This window comes from Cryobacterium sp. TMB3-10 (assembly GCF_004402305.1).
Classification (GTDB): Bacteria; Actinomycetota; Actinomycetes; order Actinomycetales; family Microbacteriaceae; genus Cryobacterium; species Cryobacterium zongtaii.
Window position 1 is genome coordinate 1 of record NZ_SOGH01000016.1, and the last position, 15,962, is coordinate 15,962.

The following is a 15,962-nucleotide window of genomic DNA, read 5'->3' on the forward strand; positions in this document are numbered from 1 at the left end:
CGCCTGTTGCACCGGCGCCGCCCGCCGCCGCGGCACCGCCCGTTGGTCCCGCATCCGCGCCACGGGCCGCCGCACCGCCGCCCGCCGTTACGCCGGCGGCGCCCGCTGCTGCTGCCCCGGTACCTGCGGCCCCGGCACCCGCGGCCGACCCTGAGCACACTCAGCCCCTCACCAAGACGCCGGCTCCGCCGCGGCGGACTCCCGCCGACCTCGAAGCGGCGCCCTGGTGGACGACCCCGGCCCAGTCCCGGCTGGTGCCCACCGCTGAAGAGGAGACGGCCGCTCTCGGTCGTCGTACGCCGGCCACCCCGCCGAGCCCGTTGGACACCGGCGTCGCACCGCGCCCCGCCGACTCCACCAGCGCCCCGGTCTCTCGGCACGCCGCTCACGTACCACTCCCCGAACCGGCTCCGGCCGCGCTCCCCGTGTCCGCCGCAACCGCGGCCGCGGCCACCGGTGCAGCCACGGCAGCGCCCGGCCACGACGCCCACGCCGCACCGGCGCCGTCCGCCGACGAACCCGGTCCCCGTCGCCGCGGTCCGGCCGACGGCGAGCCGCCGCGCCGCCCCTCGAAGCGAGACCTGCTTTGGGTCGGGGGTGCCGTGGTCGCGGTGCTCGTGATCATCGGTCTCTTCTTCCTGGGCCAGAGCCTGGGTGACACCCCGGCGGCCGCCCCCACCGAATCTGCCTCAGCCCAGGCGGGCACCACCACGGAGCCCACGACCGCCCCCGAGCCCGCCGTCCCGGGCCCGCAGCCGGCCGGCGTGCACGCCTGGAACACCCTGTTCGGCACCGAGTGCCTCGAACCGTACACGTCGCCCTGGGACGAAGAATTCACCGTCGTCGACTGCGCCACCCCGCACATGGGCCAGCTGGTCTACCGCGGCATCCTCGAGGGCGACAGCGGTTCCCCGTTCCCCGGTGAGCAGGCGTTCGCCGACCAGATCAACGTTCTCTGCAGCGCCCCCGGCGTGATCGACTTCGAAACCGCCGGCGCCTACGGCGATGTGCAGCTGCAAGGCAGTTACCCGGTGACCGCCGAGCAGTGGGACGCCGGCGAGAGGTACTTCTACTGCTTCGCGAGCCGGTCCTCGGGCGAGCCGCTCACCGCGAGCCTGGCCCCGGCCGCCTAACGGCGCCGTAGCCACTCCGCACACACAGAAAGCCGGGCCCGAGGGCCCGGCTTTCCGTGTCACCGCGGTGCGCGGGCGGCTAGATTTCGTCGGATTCGACAGGTCCGGCGGCGAGCAGCTGGTGCACGCCGTCGAGGATCTCGTCGGGGCGGAAGGGGTACCGAGCGATCTCGGCGGGGTCGCTGATGCCGGTGAGCACCAGAACCGTGTGCAAACCGGCCTCGATGCCGGCGACGATGTCGGTGTCCATCCGGTCGCCGATCATGCCGGTGTTCTCCGAGTGCGCGCCGATGCGGTTCATCGCCGAGCGGAACATCATCGGATTGGGCTTGCCCACGACGTAAGGCTCCATGCCGGTGGCCTTGGTGATCAGCGCGGCGATCGCGCCGGTGGCCGGCATCGGTCCCTCGGCGCTGGGGCCGGTCGCATCCGGGTTGGTCACGATGAACCGGGCGCCCTTGAGCAGCAGCCGGATGGCCTTGGTGATGGCCTCGAACGAGTAGTTGCGGGTCTCACCCACGACCACGTAGTCGGGGTTGGTCTCGGTCATGATGAAGCCGGCCTCGTGCAACGCGGTGGTGAGCCCGACCTCGCCGATCACGAATGCCGTGCCGCCGGGGCTCTGCTGTTTGAGGAAGTCCGCCGTGGCCAGCGCGGAGGTCCAGATGCGTTCCTCAGGCACGTTCAGCCCCGAGGAGCGCAGGCGGGCCGACAGGTCGCGCGGCGTGAAGATGGAGTTGTTCGTCAGCACCAGGAACGGTGTGCCGGCATCGGTCCACTGCTGCAGCAATTCGGCAGCGCCGGGCAGGGCCTGGTTTTCATGCACCAGGACGCCGTCCATGTCGGTGAGCCAGCATTCGATCTCGTCACGGGTTCTCATGACTCGCTCCTTCTTGTGGGACGAACTGGGCGCAACCAGGGGGACAGGCTGCCGTATCCAGACTATCGGGGAGAGGTTTGCTGGCGGCACCCCGCCGCCGCCCTTGGCGGCGCGGGGTGCCCGGTCAGCGCGTGAGCCAGATGGCGCCGGCGGCGTCCGGGGCGAGCGGGTGCAGCTCCCCGTCGGGCAGCCGCACACTGTGCGCGTCGACCACATCCAGTCGACTGCCGGGGCCGATGCCCGCGTCGGCCAGGGCACGCAGGATGCCCGGATCGCGATCGCTGACCCTCAGCACGGTTCCGGCGTGGCCGGGCGCCGCATCCGCGAGCAGGACCGCCGGCACCCGCACGCTGGAGCCGTCGGCGGCGGGGATGGGATCGCCGTGCGGGTCGGCCGCCGGGTGGCCCAGATGGGCGTCGATGGCCTCGAGCAGCCGGTCGGAGATCGCGTGCTCGAGCACCTCCGCCTCGTCGTGCACCTCGTCCCAGGTGTAGCCGAGCTCCCGCACCAGCCAGGTCTCGATCAGCCGGTGCCGGCGCACCACGGCCGTGGCGCGCATCCGCCCGGCTGCGGTGAGGGTTAGCGGGCCGTACGGCACGTGGGCAATGAACCCGTCGGCAGCGAGCTTCTTCACCATCTCGGTCACCGACGACGGAGCGATGCCCAGCCGGGTGGCCAGGACCCGGGGTGTGATCGGCGCCGGCTGCCACTCGGTGTGCGCGTAGATCGTCTTGAGGTAGTCCTCGGCGGCCGGTGTGGTGGGTTTCATGACCACCTCGGGGTAGCTGGCCGGTTCATGCGGCGGTGAAGACGAGCACGAGCAGGACGGCGTTGAGGGACACCAGCAGCACCGCGGCCACGGCGCCGGCGGCCGTGGTGAACCAGCGGTTGGCGAAGTCGCCGAGCAGGCCGCGCTGCGCCGTGAGCCACACCAACGGGATGAGGGCGAACGGGATGCCGAACGACAACACCACCTGGCTCAGCACCAGCGCCTGAGTGGGATCGAATCCCACGCCGAGGATCAGCAGCGCCGGGATGAGGGTGACGATGCGGCGCAGCAGCAGTGGCACCCGCAGCTTGAGCAGGCCGTGCATGATCTCGGCTCCGGCGTAGGCGCCCACCGAGGTGGAGGCGAGACCGGAGGCCAGCAGCCCGATCGCGAACACCGTCGCGACCACCGGGCCGAGCGTGCTCTGCAGGGCCGCGTACGCACCCTCGAGCGAGTCGGTGCCCGGCACCCCCTGCAGAGCCGAGGCCGCGAGCAGCAGTATGGCGAGGTTGACGGTGCCGGCGATGGCCATGGCGATTGTGACATCCCACTTCGTCGCCCAGAGCAGGCGCCGGGTGGCGGCCGGTCCCTCCTGCATCGGGAACCTGTCGCGGGTGAGCGCGGAGTGCGCGTAGATGGCGTGGGGCATGATCGTGGCACCGAGGATCGACGCCGCCAGCAGCACCGAGTCCGCGCCCTCGAAGCGCGGCACCAGACCGTCGAGAACCGAACCGGCGTCCGGCGGCGCGAAGAAGACCCCGGCGGCGAAGCCCACCGTGATGATCAGAAGCAGGGCCACGATGACCCGCTCGAAAACGCGCGGGCCGCGTCGTGTCTGCACGGTGAGCACGATCATCGAGATGACACCGGTGATCACACCGCCGGCCAGCAGCGGCAGCCCGAAGAGCAGGTTGAGGGCCACGGCGCCGCCGATGATCTCGGCCAGGTCGGTGGCCATGGCCACGAGCTCGGCCTGCACCCAGTAGAGCCGACGGGCGGTTGGCCGCCGCAGGCGCACCCCGAGGATCTCCGGCAGGCTGGTGCCGGTGACGATGCCCAGCTTCGCCGACAGGTACTGGATCAGCCACGCCATCAGGTTGCCGGCCACGACCACCCAGACCAACAGGTACCCGTACCGGGCGCCCGCGGTCATATTGCTGGCCACGTTGCCCGGGTCCAGATAGGCCACGCCGGCCACGAGCGCCGGTCCGAGCAGCCAGAGCAGCCGGGTGGAGGCCACCGAGTTCAGCGAGGGAGGGGCGGCGCGTTCCGCCACGGTCGCGGTCGCTGCAGGGTCAGATTGAGGCATGCCTAAATCGTAGTGAGTATTTAGGTAAGCCGAAACCCCCTCGGGGCGGATGCCGCGTGCCCGGCGGCCCCGCCGACGGAATCAGTCGCCGATGACGAGGACGAGACCGCTGGGGCTGTTCGCCTGGGCGAGGAAAGTGCTGATCCGGTCCCGATCAAGGGCGTGTGCGCGGGCGGTGCGATAGTGAAACTGCACGCTGATGCCCGGCGTCAACCAGATCGTGGTGCGACTCTCCCCGGTCTTGCCCGGGTAGCCCCAGCTGAAGTAGAAGGACTGCTGGAGACGGAACTTGGCGCCCACCACCGCCTGGAGGTGGCTGAGGAGAAGGTCGTCCAGGATCACGGTCAGGGTGGAGTCGTAGATGAACCGCCCCACGCTCAGGTCCTCGCCCGCGGCCGGCGCACCACAGGGCGCGTGAGCAAGATCGGTCCATGGTCCATCGCGACGCCCCCCGGGTCGTGTGCTGGTGCCGGCTGCGCGGTCGCCCGCCAGATTCAGATTTTCACTGTACCGAGAGGCGTGCGGGCCCGGTCAGTCCCCAGTCCGGGGCATCAGCCGGGGAGTGGGCTACTCGCGCACGTCCTCGGGCAGTTCGACGGCGGGCACGGCGGCCTTGCCGCGGGTGCGCAGGGCCTCGCGCCCGGCCTTGTACAGCTCGGAGAGGATCGGGATGCCCGAGAGCAGCACGATGCCGATGATGAAGTACTCGGAGTAGTCGGCGACGAACTGGATCTGCCCGAGCAGGAAGCCCACCATGGTGAGGCCGACGCCCCAGGCGAACGCGCCGATCAGGTTGAAGGTCACGAAAGTGCGGTAGCTCATCTTGCCGACGCCGGCAGCGAGGGGCACGAAGGCGCGGAAGACGGGCAGGAAGCGCGCGATGATGACGGCCTTGCCACCGTGCTTGGCGAAGAACGCGTTGGTGCGTTCGACGTTCTTCGGGTTGAAGAACCGGTTCTGCTCGCGGGCGAAGACGGCCGGTCCGGCCTTGCGCCCCACGCCGTAGGCCAGCTGGTCACCCGCGAACGCGGCGACGAAGATGATCGCACAGGTCACGAAGATGGGGAACGGCACGTCGCCGGTGGCGGTGAGCAGCCCCACCGTGAAGAGCAGGGAGTCGCCCGGCAGGAACGACAGCACGATGAAGCCGGTCTCGACGAACACGACGGCGGCGACGCCCAACAGCACGAACGATCCGAACCAACCGATCAGCCACTCGGAGTCGAGGAAGTCGATGCCGAAGAGTGTGGGATGCATGGAACTGCCTTCCGGTCGGGGTCATGAGTGCGGTCTCGATCGGATGGCGCCGGCGCGAAGACGCGGTCGGAACCGCCGCGGCTGCCGACTGTTGCGCACCCTGACCCCCAGGGTAGCGAACCCGAGGTGAACGGAAGCTGGGTGCTGCGGCCGGCGGTCCTCAGTCGGTGGGGGTGGTCGAGGCGGCCGCGGTACCGTCCAACGCCGCACGCACGAGATCGAGGGCGGCGTCGCGGGTCAGGCCCAACTCGGCTGCGCGGCGCGCGTAGGCCCGGGCGGCATCCGCTGCCGGGCCCGGCGTCGTGACGCCGGCGATCACGGATCCGTTGCGGCCGCGGGTTTCGATCACTCCGTGGCGTTCGAGCTCGCGGTAGCTGCGCGCCACCGTGTTGGGCGCGATGCCCAGGTCGTCGGCCAGACGTCGCACAGTGGGCAGCTGCGCGCCGGGCTTCAGGTCGCCGGCACGCACGGCCGCGACGATCTGGGATCGAATCTGTTCGTATGGGGCGACGCCCGAGTCGGGATCGATGACGAGCATCATGTCGGAGAGCCGGCCGCTCGGTCGGCCCACAGCCGACGCCAGTAGTACTGCTGGGGCTTCGAGGTGACGTCGAGAAGGAGAACTGCGAGGGCCGCGCTGCTCAGTAGGACCAGAAGAAGTAGGCCCACGAGGGCCGCGGTCGCACCGCCGCCCTGGTAGTCGGAGAGGGAGCCGATGTCGAGGAAGGTGCCCAGGACCGACACGAAGCCCAGCGTGATGGGCACGGCGTGCAGGTCGCGCAGGGCTCGCGAGCGCAGGCCGTCGTTCCAGGCCAGATCGGTGGCGGATGCCGCCGGCTGGCCGCGATCGAGGATGCGGCGGGACAGCGCCTCCGACACCAGCAGCCCGGCGATCGAGGCATAGGCGAGCCAGGCGCCGGCCGACCCCCAGATGTAGGCGGAGGAGAGGCGCGCGTCGCCGAGCGCCCCGATACTGAAGGCGATCCATGCGGCGAGGACGGCCAGGAGAGCGAGGGCGGGCAGCAGGCGTCCGCTCCAGCGCTCCAGTGGGGGCACATAGTCGGCATAGCCGGGAGTGCATGACCTGGCAATGCGTGGCCCGGTGAGCGGAGTGAAGGCGCTCGCCGAGGACGCAAGTGCCGCGCCGATGGCGCTGCCGACGCCCAGGCCGCCGAAGATCAGCACGGGCACATAACCGGCGTTGAAGCCGCCGGGGAGGAGCAGGGCGGTGATGACCGCGAGCACGATGCCGGTGAGCCCGCCGGTCAGGAGCGCGCGCTCTCGGCAGATGAGCTGGCCGGTGATGCGCTCGGCGGTGTCGACGGGCACGGCGACGCCCAGGCGGCGCGCGTACGCGTCCAGCTCTCGCGCCCGGTTGGCGGGCTTGCTCGAGCTGAGCGGGGTAAAGGCCGACATGATCGCGATGGCGCAGCACAAAAACACAAAGGACACACGAGCCTCCATTCCCCGGGTCGAAGGTCGTCATCCGCCTTCGTAGCAATACAAATAATGTAGCGGTACAAAACCACGGAAAGCAACCGGGGGTGCCGGACGTCCCGCGTTGGCGGGATACGGTGGTGCAGTGCCAGAACCGTTGAACCCCACGCCAGAGCTGTCCACCAACGGGGTCGGCCCGTGGGTCGGGGAATGGCCGGAGGAGCCGTACTACGACCGAGAGCTGCTCGAACGCGGCGACACCCGCAACGTGATCGACCGGTACCGGTACTGGTCGATGCCGGCGATCGTCGCCGACCTCGACGAGAAGCGCAACCCGTTCCACGTGGCCATCGAGAACTGGCAGCACGACATGAACATCGGCTCCATCGTTCGCAGCGCCAATGCGTTCGGCGCCGATACCGTGCACATCATCGGCCGCAAGCGTTGGAACAAGCGCGGCGCCATGGTGACCGACCGTTACCAGCACGTGCTGCACCACCCGGATGTGGCGGCGTTCGTCGAGTGGGCCCGCACCGAGAACCTGCCGATCATCGCCATCGACAACCTGCCCGGCAGCGTGATCATGGAGACCTTCAGCTTCCCCGAGCACTGTGTGCTCCTGTTCGGCCAGGAGGGTCCCGGCCTCTCGCCGGAGGCCGTGGCTGCCGGTGACGCCCTGGTGGAAATCAGCCAGTTCGGCTCGACGCGCTCGATGAACGCTTCCGCGGCGGCCGCGGTCACCATGCACGCCTGGATTCTGCAGCACAAATTCTGACCCGCCCGGCCCGGCCGAGGGCTAGCGTGGAGTCATGACTGCGATCACCGACGATCTCCCTGCCAGACTCCTGCACGAAGCCCACGAGGGCTGGCGCGCCATCCTCGCCGGCAAGGGCGGTGACTACTACCAGCGCACCATGACCGGGGACGGTCTGCTGATTCTGCCGGGGGTGGTGCTCGGCCGCGACGACGTGCGCGCCGCGTTCAAGGCCGCCGCTCCGCTGGATCGGTATGAACTGCACGAGCCGGCCGTCATTCGGTTGGGTGAGCACGCGGGCGTGCTGGTCTACAGGTCCACGGCCTGGCGAGGTGACACCGCGACCGAGCTGCAGATGTCCACGACCTACCTCTTCGACGAGAACAACGGCGGCTGGGCGATCGCGGCGCACCAGGAGTCGCCGGTCTAGGCATCCCCTTCGCCGCACCCCGTATGGCCCATCGCGCCCCCTATAGCGGGCGCGATGGGCCATAGCTGGTGCGGCGATGACCTTCGGCGTCGCCGAGAGGGGCGATCAATGGCCGGTCTCGGCGGCACGCTCCCCGGTGAGCGCCGAAACCGGAACCGTGCAGGCGTCGCCGCGCCACGCCTCGAGGCCCTCCTTCGCCGCGAAGCCGGCAATCACCAGCGCCGCGACCGAGTCCGCCCAGGCCCAGCCGAGCAGTGAGTTGAGCAGCAACCCGGCCAGCAGCGCGGCAGAGAGGTAGCTGCAGAGCAGGGTCTGCTTCGAGTCGGCGACGGCGGATGCCGAGCCGAGTTCCCGGCCGGTGCGACGCTCGAACCAGCTCAAGACCGGCATGATCGCCAGGCTCACCGCGGCCAAGGCGATCCCCACCGGGCTGTGCTCGGCCTCGCGCACCCCGAAGAGCGAGAGGCCGGCATCCACGCTCACGTAGGCCGCCAGCGCGAAGAAGGAGACGGCGATCACCCGAAGGGCCACCCGCTCGCGCTTCTCCGGGTCCGGTGCCGCGAACTGCCAGGCGATCGCCGCCGCCGAGAGCACCTCGACGATCGAGTCGAGGCCGAAGCCGACCAGTGCGGCGGAGGAGGCGACGGTGCCGGCGGCCAGGGCGATGCCCGCCTCGATCACGTTGTAGCTAATGGTGATCGCCACCACCAGTCGGATGCGGCGCTGCAGCACGCGGCGACGGATCGGGTCGAGTGACGATGCCGTGTTCGTGGCGGTCATGCGGGGGTATCGCAGCAGCCGGGAAGGTCGCAGTCGGTTTCGGTGCAGGGCTCGCCGTCGTCGACGGCGAGCACCACCTCGACGAGGGCCGCGAGCGCGCGGGTCAGGTGCGGGTCGGCGATCTCGTACCGGGTTTGCCGGCCCTCTGGGACCGCGGCCACGATGCCGCAGCCGCGCAGGCAGCTCAGGTGGTTGGAGACGTTCGACCGGGTGAGGTTGAGCGACCGGGCGATCCGGGCCGGGTAGCCGGGCGCCTCGAGCAGGCTCAGCAGGATGCGGGACCGGGTGGGGTCGGCCATCGCACGACCCAGGCGATTCATGACGTCGAGGTGGCTCGCAATGGTCAGCATTGACTGACCATACAGCGCCGGGTGACCTATCGCCAAGCCCGACCCCGAACGTCGGGATTTAACTTGCACTGTGTGTCCAATGATGCAAAACTGCACTCTATGTCAGAAAGTGCAATCACTTCCCGTGTTGAGCGACGGATGCGTAAAACCGCCGCCAATCTCACGGCGGTGTCGCGTCGGCTCACGGCGGAGCGCGGCCTGGCCGGTTTCACGATCGAGGAGGTGTGCTCCGCCGTCGACGTGTCCCGGCGCACCTTCTTCAACTACTTCGCCAGCAAGGAAGACGCCGTCATCGGGGTCAATCCCGACGACGAGTACCGACTCTTCGCCGAAAAGTTCCTGGCCCGCGGAGCGGGCGAGTGGCCGCAGGTGCTCAACGACCTGATCGACCTGGCCATCCAGCACATTGAATCCGATGAGATGGACCCCCGGGAGCACAGCGACCTGATGGTGGCCCTGGAACGTGAGCCGCGCTTGCTGGCCCGTTTCATCGGCCTGTCCAGGGACCGCGACCGCCAGCTCCGCGGCCTCATCGTAGAGAGGCAAGGCGTCGACGGCGACGATCCGCGTGCTGCGGCGATCGTGAGCATCGTCGGCTCGCTCATGAAATCCACCGCCGACACCTTCGTCGATCCGGCGAATGACCAAGACTTCGCCGTCATCCTCTCTTCTTCGCTCGACGCCATGCGCCTCGTGCTGGCCGTACCCACTCCCTGAAAGGCAACATTTCGTGACCACCACCTCCGAGGCGCCGCTCCTCCTCACCCAACGGCGAATCTGGATCATCTTCGGCGCCCTGATCGCCGGCATGCTCTTGTCCAGCCTCGACCAGACCATCGTCTCCACCGCGATGCCCACCATCGTCGGCCAGCTCGGCGGCGTCGAGCACCAGGTCTGGCTCACCACGGCCTACCTGCTGGCGACGACCATCGTGATGCCCGTCTACGGCAAGTTCGGTGACGTGCTCGGCCGTCGCAACCTGTTCCTGATCGCGATCGCGCTGTTCACCATCGCCTCGGTGGGTTGTGCCTTCGCCGGCGACTTCACCCAGCTGGTGGTCTGGCGTGCCGTGCAGGGCCTCGGTGGTGGCGGATTGATGATCCTCTCCCAGGCGATCATCGCCGACATCGTGCCCGCATCCGAGCGTGGCAAGTACCTCGGCCCGCTCGGCGCCGTCTTCGGCCTCTCCGCCGTCGGCGGTCCGCTCCTGGGCGGTTTCTTCGTGGACCACCTCACCTGGCAGTGGGCGTTCTACATCAACATCCCCGTCGGCATCGCGGCCTTCGCGATCGCCTGGTTCGCCCTGCGGCTGCCGAGCAAGAAGGCCACCCAGCCGATCGACATCCTCGGCGTCATCTTCCTGTCGGCCTTCACGACCTGCCTGATCTTCTTCACCGACTTCGGCGGCAACGCCGACCATGGCTGGGAAGCGATTGAGACCTGGCTCTTCGGTGCCGGCATGCTGCTCGCGGCCGTCCTGTTCGTCATCACTGAGGCGAAGGCGAAAGACCCGATCATCCCGCTGTCGCTGTTCAAGAACCCGACCTTCGTCAACGCGACCCTGATCGGCCTCACCCTGGGGCTCGGCATGTTCTCCGCGATCGGGTTCGTGCCCACCTTCCTGCAGATGTCTTCAGGCACGTCAGCGGCGGCATCCGGCCTGCTGATGCTGCCGATGATGGCCGGCCTGATCGGCACGTCGATCATCTCCGGTATCGCCATCACCAAGACCGGCCGGTACAAGATGTTCCCGATCATCGGCACGATCCTCACCGCGCTCGCGATGGTGCTGATGACCGGCCTCACCGCCGAGACGCCGATCTGGTTGATCTGCGTGTTCCTGTTCATCTTCGGTGCGGGCCTCGGGCTGATCATGCAAGTTGTCGTCCTGGTCGCCCAGAACTCGGTCAACCCGTCGATGGTGGGCACCGCAACCAGCACGAACAACTACTTCCGCGAGGTCGGTGCCGCGCTCGGCGTGGCCGTGTTCGGCACGATCTTCACCAACCGGCTCACCGAGAACCTCACCGGCGTGTTCAGCAACGCCGGCGCGAACGCCACGGATGCCGCTGCGGCCACGTCCACGATCGACCCGCAGACCCTGAATGCGCTGCCCGATGTCGTGCGTGACGGGGTGGTGGCGGCCTATGCGGATGCGCTGGCGCCGGTGTTCTGGTACCTGCTGCCCTTCATCGGCCTGGCCTTCCTCCTTGCCCTGATGCTCAAGCAGATCACGCTCTCCGACGTGGCCGGAATGGTCGCCCGCGGTGAGGCCGTCGGCGGTGCGGAGGCCGAGGCCCTCGAAGCCGCCCAGCACGGCCACCCGACGCACCCGACGCACCCGGCCACCGCCCCGTCCGATGCCGGAGTCCGTGCCGACGCCGAGCTGAAGGCGCCCGAACCGCGCTAGCGGCAGTTTCGCCGAGTTGCTTCAGAATGCCCCTTCACCGCACCCGAAGGGGCATTTTGACGTGAGTCGCCGCCGGTCCCCTCCGCGACTGCGGCCAAAGTGGCCCTTCGATGCCTGCCAGGGGGTCTTTTGCGGCAACTCGGCGACTCGGTTTGCGCCCGGCGACGGGTGACTGGGCCTATGGTCCCGTTCGTTCGAGCCGCGATGGCCGTAGCCTGATCCCAGGCCGGTCTGGATCCTTCAGGAAGTGTGCGGCTTTTCTGTGTCTCGACCGCAAAGGCCCGCTCCATGTCACTCACCATCCCCGTCCAGCCCGCCCTGGTCACCACCGACGAGATCTTCGCTGCCCACGAGGGCGGCAAGCTGCGAATCGAACTCGCCCGGCCCATCGACACCCGGCGTGACCTGGCCGTCGTCTACACCCCTGGCGTTGCCGAGGTCAGCCGCGCGATCCACACCGATGCCGCTGTCGCCGCCACGCACACCTGGGCGAGCCGGCTGGTGGCCGTCGTCAGCGACGGCACCGCGGTGCTGGGGCTCGGCGACATCGGCCCGGCCGCCGCCCTGCCCGTGATGGAGGGCAAGTCGGCCCTCTTCCAGCGCTTCGCCGGGCTGAACTCCATCCCGCTGGTGCTCGACACCACTGACGTCGATGAGATCGTCGAGACCCTCGTGCGTCTGCAGCACAGCTTCGGGGCCGTGAACCTCGAGGATGTGTCGGCGCCGCGCTGTTTCGAGCTCGAGGCCAAGCTCATCGAGGCCCTCGACATGCCCGTCATGCACGACGACCAACACGGCACCGCCGTCGTGGTGCTGGCCGCGATCACCAACGGCGCCAAGGTGCTCGGCCGGGATCGCGCGGGCCTCAAGGTCGTCGTGTCCGGCGCGGGCGCGGCGGGGATCGCGATCGCCGCGATCCTGCTGGAGGTCGGTATCCAGGACGTCGTGCTCCTGGACTCCCGGGGCATCCTCAGCGGCCACCGCATCGACCTGACCGGCGTCAAGGCCGAGTTCGCCGTGACGTCGAACCCCCGCCAGATCGACGGCGGCCCGGCGCAGGCCCTCGCCGGCGCCGATGTCTTCGTCGGCGTCTCCTCAAGCACCGTCGAGGAATCCCTGCTCGCCACGATGTCGGCTGACGCCATGATCTTCGCGCTCTCCAACCCCGACCCCGAGGTGGCCCCGGACGTGGCCGGCCGTTATGCCAGGATCGTGGCCACCGGACGCAGCGACTACCCCAACCAGATCAATAACGTGCTCGCCTTCCCCGGCATCTTCCGCGGGGCCCTGGATGCCGGCGCCCGCCGCATCACCACCGCCATGAAGATCGCCGCCGCGATGGCCATCGCCGACCTGGTCGGTGACGACCTCGCCGCCGACTTCATCGTGCCCAGCCCGTTCGACGAGCGCGTGGCCGACGCCGTGGCCGCCGCGGTGATGGCGGCCGTCTAGCGGTCGCACCTTCCTCGTCGGTCCCACCCGTCTCGTCGGTCGAGCTTGTCGAGACCCGGTGACCCGGCCTGCGGTCGCGCGAACGCGTCAGAACAGGGTGTGCTGCACCCGGTCGAGCGGGAGCAGTCCCGTCAGGGTGACCCGCAACCCGGCAAGCCGGGGCACCGGCTCGCCGGCCAACAGGTCGCCGGCCACAGCGAGCCAGTCCGCCCGCCCGGTCGTCGCCGCCACGAGGTTGCGCTTCCGCACAACCGCCTTTCCGCCGGTCTCCGGTCGCAGGGTGAGAGTCATCCCCGTGCCCGCGAGTCCCGCCCGCTCGGCGCGTTTGCAGAGTCGCTCGACACACGCCTCGGCCAGCTCGCCGGGCGTCTTGTCCGGCCGCGCGAAACCGGCGGTGGATCCCTCGGCCGTGAGGGACGAGCGCTGTTCGACCGGGCGCACCACGGCGTCGTCGGTGCCGTCCCGAATGCGCCACAGTCGCCGCGCCATCGCGGTGCCGCAGACGTGCTGCAATTCGTTCGGCGGGATGCCGTCCACGTCGCCGAGCCTCAGCACTCCGATGCGATGGAGTCGCTGCAGTGTGGTGGCACCGATTCCCCAGACGTCGGTGATCGGCAGGGTCGTGCGCAGACGCGCTTCCTCGCCGGCGTCAATCACCGAGAGCCCGTCGGGCTTCGCCCTGCGGGAGGCGAGCTTCGCCATCAGCTTGGTGCTGCCCACCCCGACACTGATGGGGATGCCGAGTTCCCGGGCCACCCGCCGGCGCAGCGCGTGGCCGGCGTCGATGGCCCCTGCCCAGTCGGTCGCGCCGACGTCGAGGAAGGCCTCCTCGATCGAGCCGGGTTCCACTGCCCTGGCGCTGTTGTGGAAGATGTCGAAGAGGGCGTCGCCCACCTCCTCGACCTCCGCGCGTGGCACGTCGATCAGGATCAGCTCAGGACACTGCCTCAGCGCGTCCTGGGCGAGCGATCCGGAGCGCACACCGCGCGCACGAGCCGGGTAGTTCGCGCTGGCAATGTAGACATGGGCGACCACGGCAACCGGCACGGCGGCGAGCTCTGGTCTCGAGCGCAACGCGACCGAGGCGAAAAAGGCGTCGGCGTCAGCGTGCAGAACCGGACGTGCCGTCATGCGCGCCACCCCGATCACCGTCTGCATCGTACATGTGTTCGATTGTAGCCGATCCGGCCGCCGCGGTCAGGCGTGCCGAGTGGCCCGCACGATGGCGTCGTGCATCGCGAGGGGGCGCCCCTCCGGCCCGGTGACCGTGCGGGCGCGCTCCTCGGCGCTCTCGATGCACCAGATCGCGGGGTCGAGACGACCGGTGATGTCCGCCAGGGTGGCCGTCGCCTCGACGGGTGGCTGCTGGCCCGCGCCCGCGGCGTGGCCGTGACCGCCACCATGCGCGTGACCGTGCTCGTGACCACGCCCCTGACCGACATCGGGGCCCGCCGAGGTCGGCTCGTGCAGATGCCCCACGATCAGCAGGGTGCCGCCGGGAGCGACCCAGTCCGCAATGCGCTCGTAGAAGGCCAGCTGCGGCATCGCCGGGTGCGCATAGCTGGTGGCCACCAGGTCGAACCGGCTTGTCGGCAGCCACGTCGTGAGGTCGGCCTCGAGCCAGGTCACCCTCGCCGCAACCGACGCTTCGGCAGCCCGTTCCGCCGCTGCCTCGAGGGCGGTGCCGGAGATGTCGGCGGCGGTCACCCGCCAGCCGCGGTCGGCCAGCCAGATGGCGTCGGCACCGGTGCCGCATCCCGCATCCAGGGCGGTTCCGGGCCTGAGGCCGGCGATTTCCCGTTCGAGATGCGGGTTCGGGCCGCTCTGGTCCGACACCTCGGCTTCCGGATCGTGCGCCTGTTCCCAGTGCCGTTCCCAGTAGTCCTTCTCAAAGCTGTGTGTCATCGGGTCGGCCCTTCGGTGTGGTCGTCAAGTGTCCCGATGATGCCGAATAGGGCAGCACTCGCGCAACCTGTCTTGCCGGAATGGCAAGCAGGCAGTTCAGCCGATCAAGCTGGGCTTGAGGTCGCGCAGGGTGCGGAAGTGCGTCATCCGCACCACGCCGATCGCGGCGATCACGAGCGCCCCGGTGAGCCAGAGCAGCAGCACCCCGGCGTCGTTCAGGGCGGTGGCCGGGTTGCCGCCGTACATCAGCTGGCGGATGCCGTCGACGGCGTAGCTCATCGGCACCACATGGTGCAGGAACGCCAGCGGCGCCGGCAGGGTCTGCCAGGGGAAGGTGCCGCCGGCAGTGACCAGCTGCAGCACCATGAGCACCAGGCCCACGAACTGGCCCACGCTGCCCAGCCACACGTTGAGCGCCAGGATGATCGCGGCGAAGGTGAGTGCGGCCAGGCCCATCATGCCGTAGGTGCCCACCGGGTTGTGCACCTCGAAGTGCAGCACGCCGGTGAGGATGCCGAACAGGGCGGCCATCTGCAGCAGGCCCAGGATGCCGGGGGTGAGCCAGCCGGCGAGGGTGATCTTCACTGGGGAGTGCAGGGCCGTGATGGCGCGGCGGGAGACCGGCTTCACGATCAGGAACAGGGCGTAGATGCCGATCCAGCCGGCGAGGCTGGCGAAGAACGGGGCCAGGCCGGCGCCGTAGGTGCCGGCGGAGGTCACCGCCGCCTTCTGCAGGTTCACCGGGTCGGCGATGGTCGAGCCCTGCAGGTCGCGGGTCTGGGCGTCGGTGTCCGGAATGCTGCCGACACCGTCGGTGAGCCCGTCGCGCAGTTCGCCCGCGCCGTCCTTGAGGCCGACAAGGCCGTCGCTGAGGGACGAGGCGCCGGTGGCGAGGGTCTCTGCGCCGGCCCTGGTGGATTCCGCGCCGGTGCTCAGGCTCGCCGCACCGTCGGCGGCGGAGGCCGCGCCGGTGCTCAGGGTGGCGGCGCCGTCGGCGGTCTGGCCGGCGCCGGCCGCCAGACTGCTGGCTCCGGCCGCGGTCTGCCCGGCGCCGGTGGCGAGGGCGCTGGCGCCGTCCGCGCTCTGGTGCGCGCCG

17 protein-coding genes and 1 pseudogene are annotated in these 15,962 nt (G+C 69.6%); 6 read left to right on the plus strand and 12 right to left on the minus strand.

Features of this window, described 5'->3' with window-relative positions; genetic code table 11:
* Window positions 1-1,133, plus strand: a pseudogene (locus E3T22_RS19010) (hypothetical protein); the annotation flags it as partial.
* Between the two features lie 79 nt (window positions 1,134-1,212).
* Here E3T22_RS19010 and E3T22_RS06725 read toward each other — a convergent pair.
* From E3T22_RS06725 to E3T22_RS06755, 7 genes are all read right to left on the minus strand, one after another.
* Entirely contained in the window at window positions 1,213-2,013 is an 801-nt protein-coding gene (locus tag E3T22_RS06725; RefSeq protein WP_088457422.1) for an HAD-IIA family hydrolase, read from the minus strand.
* A 124-nt stretch (window positions 2,014-2,137) separates the two neighbouring features.
* A complete protein-coding gene (locus tag E3T22_RS06730; protein WP_103460964.1) occupies window positions 2,138-2,782 on the minus strand; it encodes a metal-dependent transcriptional regulator in 645 nt (214 codons plus the stop codon).
* A gap of 25 nt (window positions 2,783-2,807) precedes the next feature.
* On the minus strand, window positions 2,808-4,091 hold the full coding sequence (locus E3T22_RS06735; RefSeq protein ID WP_088457420.1) for an Nramp family divalent metal transporter: 1,284 nt from the start codon (window positions 4,089-4,091) through the stop codon (window positions 2,808-2,810).
* A gap of 81 nt (window positions 4,092-4,172) precedes the next feature.
* Window positions 4,173-4,466: an ATP-dependent DNA ligase gene (locus tag E3T22_RS06740; protein WP_088457419.1), complete on the minus strand. Its 294-nt coding sequence runs from the start codon at window positions 4,464-4,466 to the stop codon at window positions 4,173-4,175.
* Window positions 4,467-4,658: 192 nt separating this feature from the next.
* Window positions 4,659-5,348, minus strand: a complete 690-nt coding sequence (locus E3T22_RS06745; RefSeq protein ID WP_088457418.1) for a DedA family protein — start codon at window positions 5,346-5,348, stop codon at window positions 4,659-4,661.
* Between the two features lie 160 nt (window positions 5,349-5,508).
* Window positions 5,509-5,889 carry a GntR family transcriptional regulator gene (locus E3T22_RS06750; protein WP_370028194.1) on the minus strand — a complete coding sequence of 127 codons (381 nt, stop codon included), beginning with the start codon at window positions 5,887-5,889 and terminating at the stop codon, window positions 5,509-5,511.
* On the minus strand, window positions 5,886-6,800 hold the full coding sequence (locus E3T22_RS06755) for a hypothetical protein (protein WP_134481255.1): 915 nt from the start codon (window positions 6,798-6,800) through the stop codon (window positions 5,886-5,888). Before E3T22_RS06755 ends, E3T22_RS06750 begins: the two co-directional genes overlap by 4 nt.
* A 130-nt stretch (window positions 6,801-6,930) precedes the next feature.
* Here E3T22_RS06755 and E3T22_RS06760 point away from each other — a divergent pair, with 130 nt between their 5' ends.
* On the plus strand, window positions 6,931-7,560 hold the full coding sequence (locus tag E3T22_RS06760) for a TrmH family RNA methyltransferase (RefSeq protein WP_088458141.1): 630 nt from the start codon (window positions 6,931-6,933) through the stop codon (window positions 7,558-7,560).
* Between the two features lie 34 nt (window positions 7,561-7,594).
* Window positions 7,595-7,969 carry a DUF4440 domain-containing protein gene (locus tag E3T22_RS06765; protein WP_088457416.1) on the plus strand — a complete coding sequence of 125 codons (375 nt, stop codon included), beginning with the start codon at window positions 7,595-7,597 and terminating at the stop codon, window positions 7,967-7,969.
* A gap of 105 nt (window positions 7,970-8,074) precedes the next feature.
* Here E3T22_RS06765 and E3T22_RS06770 read toward each other — a convergent pair whose 3' ends face one another.
* Together E3T22_RS06770 and E3T22_RS06775 are read right to left on the minus strand one after the other, a co-directional pair.
* On the minus strand, window positions 8,075-8,749 hold the full coding sequence (locus E3T22_RS06770; RefSeq protein WP_088457415.1) for a cation transporter: 675 nt from the start codon (window positions 8,747-8,749) through the stop codon (window positions 8,075-8,077).
* Window positions 8,746-9,099 carry a helix-turn-helix transcriptional regulator gene (locus E3T22_RS06775; protein ID WP_134481254.1) on the minus strand — a complete coding sequence of 118 codons (354 nt, stop codon included), beginning with the start codon at window positions 9,097-9,099 and terminating at the stop codon, window positions 8,746-8,748. The genes E3T22_RS06770 and E3T22_RS06775 overlap by 4 nt, the downstream gene beginning before the upstream one ends.
* A 99-nt stretch (window positions 9,100-9,198) precedes the next feature.
* Here E3T22_RS06775 and E3T22_RS06780 point away from each other — a divergent pair, with 99 nt between their 5' ends.
* From E3T22_RS06780 to E3T22_RS06790, 3 genes are all read left to right on the plus strand, one after another.
* Window positions 9,199-9,816, plus strand: coding sequence for a TetR/AcrR family transcriptional regulator (locus tag E3T22_RS06780; protein WP_088457413.1), 618 nt, complete (start codon window positions 9,199-9,201; stop codon window positions 9,814-9,816).
* A gap of 13 nt (window positions 9,817-9,829) precedes the next feature.
* The gene (locus E3T22_RS06785; RefSeq protein ID WP_241983620.1) at window positions 9,830-11,509 is read left to right on the plus strand and encodes an MDR family MFS transporter; all 1,680 of its coding nucleotides are present in this window, start codon (window positions 9,830-9,832) and stop codon (window positions 11,507-11,509) included.
* A 288-nt stretch (window positions 11,510-11,797) separates the two neighbouring features.
* Entirely contained in the window at window positions 11,798-12,961 is a 1,164-nt protein-coding gene (locus E3T22_RS06790; protein ID WP_088458140.1) for an NADP-dependent malic enzyme, read from the plus strand.
* An 87-nt stretch (window positions 12,962-13,048) separates the two neighbouring features.
* On the opposite strand, the gene E3T22_RS06795 is transcribed toward E3T22_RS06790, so the two are convergent.
* The 3 genes from E3T22_RS06795 to E3T22_RS06805 all read right to left on the minus strand — a co-directional run.
* On the minus strand, window positions 13,049-14,092 hold the full coding sequence (locus E3T22_RS06795) for a DNA polymerase IV (RefSeq protein ID WP_166789019.1): 1,044 nt from the start codon (window positions 14,090-14,092) through the stop codon (window positions 13,049-13,051).
* Between the two features lie 66 nt (window positions 14,093-14,158).
* Window positions 14,159-14,866 (minus strand): bifunctional 2-polyprenyl-6-hydroxyphenol methylase/3-demethylubiquinol 3-O-methyltransferase UbiG, encoded by a 708-nt coding sequence (locus E3T22_RS06800; protein WP_134408187.1) that lies wholly within the window; start codon window positions 14,864-14,866, stop codon window positions 14,159-14,161.
* A gap of 96 nt (window positions 14,867-14,962) precedes the next feature.
* Window positions 14,963-15,962 (minus strand): YhgE/Pip family protein (locus E3T22_RS06805; RefSeq protein ID WP_166789276.1); only part of this gene is annotated, 1,000 nt, incomplete at its 5' end.

Excerpts from the sequence above, each read along its gene's own strand:
- E3T22_RS06750 (WP_370028194.1), bottom strand. The coding sequence starts at position 5,889 with ATGATGCTCGTCATCGATCCCGACTCGGGCGTCGCCCCATACGAACAG.
- E3T22_RS06800 (WP_134408187.1), bottom strand. The coding sequence starts at position 14,866 with ATGACACACAGCTTTGAGAAGGACTACTGGGAACGGCACTGGGAACAG.
- E3T22_RS06790 (WP_088458140.1), top strand. The coding sequence starts at position 11,798 with ATGTCACTCACCATCCCCGTCCAGCCCGCCCTGGTCACCACCGACGAG.
- E3T22_RS06745 (WP_088457418.1), bottom strand. The coding sequence starts at position 5,348 with ATGCATCCCACACTCTTCGGCATCGACTTCCTCGACTCCGAGTGGCTG.
- E3T22_RS06765 (WP_088457416.1), top strand. The coding sequence starts at position 7,595 with ATGACTGCGATCACCGACGATCTCCCTGCCAGACTCCTGCACGAAGCC.
- E3T22_RS06780 (WP_088457413.1), top strand. The coding sequence starts at position 9,199 with ATGTCAGAAAGTGCAATCACTTCCCGTGTTGAGCGACGGATGCGTAAA.
- E3T22_RS06775 (WP_134481254.1), bottom strand. The coding sequence starts at position 9,099 with ATGCTGACCATTGCGAGCCACCTCGACGTCATGAATCGCCTGGGTCGT.
- E3T22_RS06725 (WP_088457422.1), bottom strand. The coding sequence starts at position 2,013 with ATGAGAACCCGTGACGAGATCGAATGCTGGCTCACCGACATGGACGGC.
- E3T22_RS06795 (WP_166789019.1), bottom strand. The coding sequence starts at position 14,092 with ATGACGGCACGTCCGGTTCTGCACGCTGACGCCGACGCCTTTTTCGCC.
- E3T22_RS06730 (WP_103460964.1), bottom strand. The coding sequence starts at position 2,782 with ATGAAACCCACCACACCGGCCGCCGAGGACTACCTCAAGACGATCTAC.
- E3T22_RS06735 (WP_088457420.1), bottom strand. The coding sequence starts at position 4,091 with ATGCCTCAATCTGACCCTGCAGCGACCGCGACCGTGGCGGAACGCGCC.
- E3T22_RS06770 (WP_088457415.1), bottom strand. The coding sequence starts at position 8,749 with ATGACCGCCACGAACACGGCATCGTCACTCGACCCGATCCGTCGCCGC.